8 protein-coding genes are annotated in these 7,680 nt (G+C 31.5%); all 8 read right to left on the reverse strand.

Annotation, left to right across the window (positions count from 1 at the left end; all coding sequences use genetic code 11):
• A partial coding sequence (locus AB1349_11820) for a hypothetical protein (GenBank protein ID MEW6558018.1) occupies positions 1 to 698 on the reverse strand: 698 nt, incomplete at its 3' end.
• A complete protein-coding gene (locus tag AB1349_11825; GenBank protein MEW6558019.1) occupies positions 658 to 1,758 on the reverse strand; it encodes an N-acetylneuraminate synthase family protein in 1,101 nt (366 codons plus the stop codon). The genes AB1349_11820 and AB1349_11825, both read right to left, overlap by 41 nt.
• Entirely contained in the window at positions 1,758 to 2,831 is a 1,074-nt protein-coding gene (locus AB1349_11830; GenBank protein ID MEW6558020.1) for an AroB-related putative sugar phosphate phospholyase (cyclizing), read from the reverse strand. The genes AB1349_11825 and AB1349_11830 overlap by 1 nt, the downstream gene beginning before the upstream one ends.
• Positions 2,822 to 3,481, reverse strand: coding sequence for an SDR family oxidoreductase (locus AB1349_11835; GenBank protein MEW6558021.1), 660 nt, complete (start codon positions 3,479 to 3,481; stop codon positions 2,822 to 2,824). The genes AB1349_11830 and AB1349_11835 overlap by 10 nt, the downstream gene beginning before the upstream one ends.
• Before the next feature lie 7 nt (positions 3,482 to 3,488).
• Complete coding sequence (locus AB1349_11840) at positions 3,489 to 5,297, reverse strand: thiamine pyrophosphate-binding protein (GenBank protein MEW6558022.1); 1,809 nt, start codon at positions 5,295 to 5,297, stop codon at positions 3,489 to 3,491.
• A 10-nt stretch (positions 5,298 to 5,307) separates the two neighbouring features.
• Positions 5,308 to 6,372 carry an NAD-dependent epimerase/dehydratase family protein gene (locus AB1349_11845; protein MEW6558023.1) on the reverse strand — a complete coding sequence of 355 codons (1,065 nt, stop codon included), beginning with the start codon at positions 6,370 to 6,372 and terminating at the stop codon, positions 5,308 to 5,310.
• On the reverse strand, positions 6,359 to 7,069 hold the full coding sequence (locus AB1349_11850) for an FAD-dependent oxidoreductase (GenBank protein ID MEW6558024.1): 711 nt from the start codon (positions 7,067 to 7,069) through the stop codon (positions 6,359 to 6,361). The genes AB1349_11845 and AB1349_11850 overlap by 14 nt, the downstream gene beginning before the upstream one ends.
• 116 nt (positions 7,070 to 7,185) lie before the next feature.
• The gene (locus AB1349_11855; GenBank protein ID MEW6558025.1) at positions 7,186 to 7,557 is read right to left on the reverse strand and encodes a GxxExxY protein; all 372 of its coding nucleotides are present in this window, start codon (positions 7,555 to 7,557) and stop codon (positions 7,186 to 7,188) included.
• Positions 7,558 to 7,680: the final 123 nt, after the last annotated feature.

Consider the following 7,680-nt stretch of genomic DNA (forward strand, 5'->3'; position numbering starts at 1 on the left):
ATTGACACAACAATTAATTTTAATCCAACTAAAATTGCTGCCCACAAAAATATATTACGCCCAAAAGCTTGTAATACTCTTAATTTCTGTACTTGCGCTACATTTCCACAACCTTCCAAAATCGATGTAATTGGTATAATTGCTGTACCAAGTGAAAAAAAAATAACGGTCATTATCCACGGCAAAACAAAATTCAAATCATTATTACTTTGTTTAGAATTTAAGAAAAATGCACCCCCTGGTATTCCAATTAAAATAAACAAGCTACATATAATTGAATACCATTTGAGAGATTTCCTAGTCAATGAAATTAAACGCATTAACGAGCTTTCTTTCCCTTCTAATTTATTATTATTCCAATTTAAACTTGCAAATTCGTGACTAGCAAATTGAGTTATAATAACACCTAACCCCAACTCAAAAAAAATTGATAGTGACAACAAGCTATTTATTGTATAATAATATCCTTGTATGTCAGGAGTAAAAAAAGTTGTTATTAAAAAGATTGTTAATGGTACAGAAATGAAAGAAAACATTTTTCCTATTAAAAAGTAGCGTATCGCACTGTCTATTCCCAACTTATTGAGAATCTTTTCTATTATATATACCTCTTTTTCAATAATTTTATGAATTTTTTTTTGGTACATCAAACTATATTTACAAACCACGATTATAAATGATTTTTTTAAGTTCATCATTTTCTGCATATGGACTATCAACATCATCAATTTTAATAGGTTCGTCTTTCTTAAGATCCCTTAATATTTTTTCACCGTTCATCAACTCTCTACAAGATATTTGACCTTTTTGAAGCGGAATAGCAAGATAAATGTCATTCCCGTAACTCTCATTAGTTAATATGTGTTCAGCTGGGAGGTCCCTCTTTGCATACACACCTCGAATGTAATTATCTAGAAATTGTGCCTCTTTTTGTAGAGGAGGTTTTTTACTTTGGCTATAACTACCACAAATAACATCAGCTCTCTTAAATGCCTTAAACCACTTGTCAATTTGCTCTGGTAAAAAAGAGTATTGTGATATTAATTTACCGTCTGTATTTATGTCAATATGTCTTTCAAAAAAACGAATGCCTTTAGCTACGGCGATATACATACTTACTAAGTAGCCATCATTATCATTACTGTCATGTGATGATAAACCAATTATATTATTAGGATACCTGGATTGTAAAAAATCAAGTTGGTTTAATTCCATTTCAGAATCGTTAGTAGGATATGCAGCTACACAATGATTTAATGCTAGTGGAATGTATCTTCTATTAAAGAAGTTAACTAAGTCATCTGTATCTTTTATACTTAATCCAGCTACAGAAACTATAACTGGTCTTTTAACTTTTGCAATTTTTTCTAATAATATCCAATCATTCGAATCAGAACTAGCAACTTTAATAATCGGCAAATCCAACCTAGTGCATAAATCAACTGACCGTTCATCAAATGGAGTAGACATCGGGATACATCCCCCTGCTTTTATAGCATCAACTAATACTTTATACTTCTCATCAGTTAATTTTGTATCAATAGTTCGTCTAATATAACGTATGTCTGTCCTATCCCGAAAATCTTTATGTACAAAATTATCAACATCACGAAACTGCAATTTGATTGCTGCTTTTACGTTGTTAAATCTGACAATTCTAGAAAATTGTCGGATGATTTCAAGTCCTCGCTCTAAACTACCCAAATGATTATTTGTCATTTCAAGGACAAAGAGATTTTCAAAAATTCGACGATCCATTATTTTACACCTTTAATAAATTTTGATAATGAACTAAGTGAATATTCTGCCTCTTCATCACTGACATCATCAACCTTTGATAATATATTACTTTCATCGAGCAATATCACACTTAGTAAATTTCCTGTCCGTTTCTTATCTTTTTTCATAGCAGATATTACAATATCTGTATTTAAATATTCTTTTTTTACATCAACTAACAAAGCAGTACTTATTAGGTCGAGTAATTCATTAAATCTTTCTCTGCTTAATTTATTTCTACTGAGGGAAATAATATTCGCAAGTATCATTCCTATCAAAACGGCTTGCCCGTGTGGAATAAAAAAATTTGAAGAAGATTCCAAAGCATGTCCAAAACAGTGCCCAAAGTTTAATAAATTTCTGCGTCCTGAATCAAATTCATCATCCTTGATATATGACCATTTAATTTTTAATGAGTTAATTACAAAATCTATTAAAATAGTATCATTTCGTTTTAAAATCTCATTGATTTGACTTCTTATTTTATCTTCGTACTCCATCCCACCCATAATGTGTAATTTAACAACTTCACCCAATCCACTATAAAAATCTAGATCTTTTAATGTTTTTAAGAAGCAAGTTGAGATATGTATTTCATCTGGTGGATAAAAAGTACCTATTAAATTCTTATAGTTACTATAGTTTAGAGATGTTTTACTTCCCATACAACTATCCGATTGAGCAAGTAATGTTGTTGGAATAAATATCCATTTTATTCCTCGATAGATAGTTGATGCAAAAAATCCCGTTATATCTTGCAAAATACCACCACCAATGGAGACAATCGTAAGATTTTTTTTTGCTGCATAGTTAATAACAAAATCATATAACTGTAATACTGAATCCAAATTTTTAAGATTTTCATCAGACTCGAATAATATAAAATTGTCATTGCTCTTTATTGGGTATTTTCCCTCGAAATATAATTTGTAAACTATTCTATCAATTACAACAATACTGTTTTGCAATTTTACAAAATCGTGTATGAAATTTATTTCAGTATGGAAATAAATTTTATAATTTTTTATTCTTGAGTTAACCTCTATAAACATGTATAACCTCCATCTATAAATATTACTTGCCCAGTTATATAAGTGTTTTTGGGAGAAGATAGGAAATAAACCAACTCAGATATTTCGTTCGGTTCGGCTAGTCGTCCTAAAGGAATAAGCTTTTTTATTCGTCGTAACTGTTCTTTTGTATTATTTGCTTTAGTCAATTCTGTGTCAACATAACCTGGGGCAACAGAATTAATAAGTATTGGAATTCTGGCGAATTCAATTGCTAATGAACGAGTCAAGGCATTTAATCCAGCTTTGCTGACAGAATAAATAGATCGTCCCTCCTTGGAAACAGTACCCCAAATAGAACTAATGTTCACAATCCTTGGATAGTTGCTCTGTTGGAGTAATGGTAAAAGGTTTCTTGTCAATTTTATAATAGAAATGAGATTTACATTTAATATAGATGCAATTTGAACATCCGTAAGATTTTCGAATTTATCAATTTCATTAATACCAGCATTATTAATTAATATATCTATTTGCGTATTAAATCTACTAGTAAATTCTTCTATAGAATCATAATTATTAAGGTCCAATTCCTTTCTAGTAGGATTAAAAACCTCTATCGATTCTTTTTCAAATCTCTTTATAATAGCTTTACCAATACCTCTACTACCTCCGGTAACCAACGCCCTCATAATAGTCCTATTCAAAAATTGTTGAAATTATCATATTTTGTAGTAGTTCATCGCGTGATAAAAAGGGAGCTAAATCTTCTAGTGGTCTCGACACCAATTGACCATCCTTTTTTCTAAAAGAAGATTGTTTTGGGGCAAATTGTTGTTTAAGATCAAGAAATATTTCTAATAAGGTTGGTTTATTATCTCTTAGGCTTTCTTGTATCATCTCTGGTAGGTGACTATGCATTTCACATTTTAAGTACCGTATTTCAAAAGCTTTACAAACTTTTTGAAACTTTGGAAATCCTAAACCACTTTCAGGTCCAACTCCTATTAATGGTTTACCAAAAAAATTCACTTGGGTTTGTCGTATTGAATGATATCCATTATTATTAAGTAGAAATATTTTTATAGGTAAATTAAGATAGGAGATGGTGCCTAGTTCTTGTAAATTCATCATAATGCTGCCATCACCAGTAATGCAAATTATCTTTTTTTTGTTTGAGCCAATACATGAACCAATTGCAGCTGGTAAATCATAACCCATTGAAGCACAACCTGAATTAGTATATAATCTTTGTCCTTTCTTAATTATTGCTGCTTGAAAAGTTGTAACACACGCAGTGCCATCACCACAAACAATAATTTGATCCTCTGTTAAAATATCAAATAACTTTTGGACGAAACAATATGGATTAATTGGAGCTTCCTTTTTCCAGTAATCAGGCAATACAACTGGATACCTTTTTCTTTTATCCAGACACCATTCTAACCATTCTTTCTTTATCTTCAACTTTGATCCAATATTATTATTCATTCCTATCAAAAAATCATTTACGTCAGCACAGATAGGTATATCAGCTTTTATGGTTGGTTTATTTAATTCAGCTTCATCTATATCAACAATTATTTTCAAAGCTACACGGGCAAATGTTTTATAATTATACCCAATCTGTCTAATGTTTAATCTACTACCTAATACTATTAATAAATCAGCATTTTGGACAGCAAAATTCCCAGCTCGATCCCCTACTGTCCCTGGTCTTCCTATATAGAACGGATTTGTATCTTCAATTAAATCGTGTGCATTCCATGCTGTCACAACTGGAATTCTAACTTTAGAAATAAATGTCAACAATTCCTTTTGTGTTCCTGAATACCTAATCCCATTGCCTACTAATAATACCGGTCTTTGAGAATTATTTATTTTCTCTATTATTTTAACTAATAGTTCATTATTTAGTTTTGGTGAAATATAACTTTCACTCTTAGTCTTTCTAAATCCTTTTAATTTCTTTTCATTAATCATTGCCCCTTGTACATTCATTGGTATATCAATCCAAATTGGTCCTTTCCTCCCATTATTTGCAATATAGAAACCTTTTTCTAAATGATATTTTATTTCATCTTGATTTGTCACAGAAACTGCATATTTTGTCATTGTAGAAGCAACATTAATTATCTTTGCAAACTCTTGATCACCTAGCTGTCTTAAATTTAAATTCATGCTCGCAACTGTTGTATCATATCTAACTTGTCCTGAAATAACAAACATTGGAATAGAATCAGTCCATGCACCAAACACTCCATTTAGCGCATTTATGCCTCCAGGTCCAGTAGTAACACAGACCGCAGCAATTTTGCCAGTCAATCTAGCGTAGCTTTCCGCTGCCATAGCACAAGCTTGCTCATGGTGACAAAATATAACTTCTATATCTTTATGTTTACCTATTGAGTTATTGAGGTGCATAGCACCTCCTCCAGTAACCATGAAGACATGTTTGATATTGTTCTCAGCTAAAAAATTTGCTACGTAATCACTTAATTTTATCATTCTAAGAAACTTAATTATGGAGTAATTTTAAATGGAAATTAATTGTTTTTTTAAGTGCACTTTGAAGATTTACCTCTTGCTGAACACCTAGTTCTGTTTCAATCTTTTTTACAATTGGCACATAGCTTTCAGCTAATTTTACTTTTGGGGATTTGATTAAGATTTTTACCCCTAATATGCCAGAGGTAATCAAAGAAATTTCCATTGCCAATCTACCAATCGAGATTTCTTTAGATGAGCCAACATTATATGGATAATTATTTTTCCCTCTTATCAATATTCTTATTAACCATGTCACCAAATCGGTAGGATACAAATACGACCTCAATGGCATCCCATCTCCTTTAACTATTATATTCTCATTTTTCAAAGCATTCAGAATAAAATTTCCAACTGCAAAATGTTTGTCTAGCGGCAGATATGGTCCTACAAAGGCAAAGCAACGTGCAATTTTAGCCGGTACTCCAAAATGTTTAAAATAAATTGAGCATAAAAGCTCGCCTACGCGTTTGCCTTCTCCATAGGCAGATAAAGGTTCAGTACAATCAGGACTACATTTGTAGTCTTCCGATACTTTTAACATATCAGAATAAAACTTCCCATAAACAGCACCGGAGCTAATATATAATAACGATTTTACCTTTTTATCTTTCGCTAATTCTAGAGTTCTTCTTGTTCCATTAATAATCGTATCCAGCATCATTAAAGGATCATTACTATTTAATTCAACGCTTGCAGATGTAGCTCCATGAATTATATAATCAATATCTTCATTTGGGAAATGATAATTTACTATATCGCCTTCATAAAATTTTATTTTATCTTGATTAAAGTAAGGAAACTCATCGAGGAACTTTGCCGGTACTCTAGAAAGTACAATAATATTGCAGTTGAGATCAAGTAATGAATTACAATAAGAAAAAGTTTCCAAAAACCATTTGCCAAAAAATCCTGTTCCCCCTGTAATAAAAAATGTTTTCCCTTTAATTTCATTAAGAATATCTTTAAGATTTTCCCAGATAGACTTCAAATCATCCTCTAATAGAGGATTGTATTTCTGTTTATTCCCAGTCATCGGTTATCACCCTACTTTCAGAAACATTTTTTTCCATAAGATATTTCTTAAATGATTTCATCATCATTGGCGGCCCAGAGATAAAATAAGTAGCTTCATTACCGCATTCATTATATATTTTGTTAATATCAAGTATTCCATCGGTATCTTCATAAAATATTTTAGTTACATTGTTAGAAAGTTCACCCTGTGGTTCTCTGTGCATGCTCAGTGGAACTCTGTGTAATTCTTTTCCATAAATATTATACTTCTTAGTTCGAAAACCTAAATATATTCTTGGATTAATATATTCATTAAATGATCTATCATTAAAAAGAGAAAGAAAAGGCGTTACACCGGTCCCACCAGCTATAAATACACAATTAGTTTTATCATGCCCTCTCTGAAAAATATCCCCATAAGGTAGTTTTAACCATACTTCTTTTCCTTCGTGTAATTCGTTTTTCATCCTATTCGTAAATTTTCCTTTAACAGCAAATGTAATTTTTATTTGTGGCTCGTTTGGGTTGCTCTGCATCGAAAAACATCTTGATTCCGGCCATTGCCCAACACCATCATAGTTATCTAAAGCTAAGTGTAAAAACTGTCCCGGATTATAAATAAACTTCTTTTCAGAGGAAAAAGTAACAATAAAAATATCCGGTAAAGGATTTATTATTTTTTCAACCATTGCTCTATACTTCTTTACTATCGCCATGATTTTCGTTGTGTAACCTTGTGCGATACTTTGAGGTACTTTGTGAAACTAAAACAAGGTTCACTAAGTCTCACAAAGTTTTCACTCTTGTCCGCCGTCCACTGGTGGAAAGTAGCTCAAAGTATTAAACGTTTTATTCCATCTTTCAAAGATTTTGTATAAAAATTAAGTAACAATCCAAGTTTGCATCCTGACAACTTCATATAAGTTAATATCTGTGCAATATGGACATCATTAAATGCTTCAACAACCTTTAGTTCAATTACAACCTTGTTTTCAACCAGAAGATCAATTCTATACCCACACTCTAATTTTACTTCTTCATAAACCAATGGTAAAGGCTTTTCTTTCTCCACTCTTAATCCCAACTTATTAATTTCATAAGCTAAACATTCCCTGTAAGCGCTTTCAAGTAAACCAGGTCCCAAAGCAGTATGGACATTGAAGGCACAGTCAAGTATTATTTTACTTATTTCATTTTCATTCATAGTTACGTCTGATACTTTGTGAAACAAAAAAAAGAAGGTTCACTAAGTCTCTCAAAGTTTACACACTTGTCCGCCGTCCACTGGCGGAAAGTTACACTAAGTTTTTAATAAAAGATTCCAAGA

Source organism: Elusimicrobiota bacterium (assembly GCA_040757695.1).
GTDB lineage: Bacteria > Elusimicrobiota > UBA8919 > UBA8919 > UBA8919 > JBFLWK01.

Excerpts from the sequence above, each read along its gene's own strand:
- AB1349_11825 (MEW6558019.1), bottom strand. The coding sequence starts at position 1,758 with ATGGATCGTCGAATTTTTGAAAATCTCTTTGTCCTTGAAATGACAAAT.
- AB1349_11830 (MEW6558020.1), bottom strand. The coding sequence starts at position 2,831 with ATGTTTATAGAGGTTAACTCAAGAATAAAAAATTATAAAATTTATTTC.
- AB1349_11835 (MEW6558021.1), bottom strand. The coding sequence starts at position 3,481 with ATGAGGGCGTTGGTTACCGGAGGTAGTAGAGGTATTGGTAAAGCTATT.
- AB1349_11840 (MEW6558022.1), bottom strand. The coding sequence starts at position 5,297 with ATGATAAAATTAAGTGATTACGTAGCAAATTTTTTAGCTGAGAACAAT.
- AB1349_11845 (MEW6558023.1), bottom strand. The coding sequence starts at position 6,372 with ATGACTGGGAATAAACAGAAATACAATCCTCTATTAGAGGATGATTTG.
- AB1349_11850 (MEW6558024.1), bottom strand. The coding sequence starts at position 7,069 with ATGGCGATAGTAAAGAAGTATAGAGCAATGGTTGAAAAAATAATAAAT.
- AB1349_11855 (MEW6558025.1), bottom strand. The coding sequence starts at position 7,557 with ATGAATGAAAATGAAATAAGTAAAATAATACTTGACTGTGCCTTCAAT.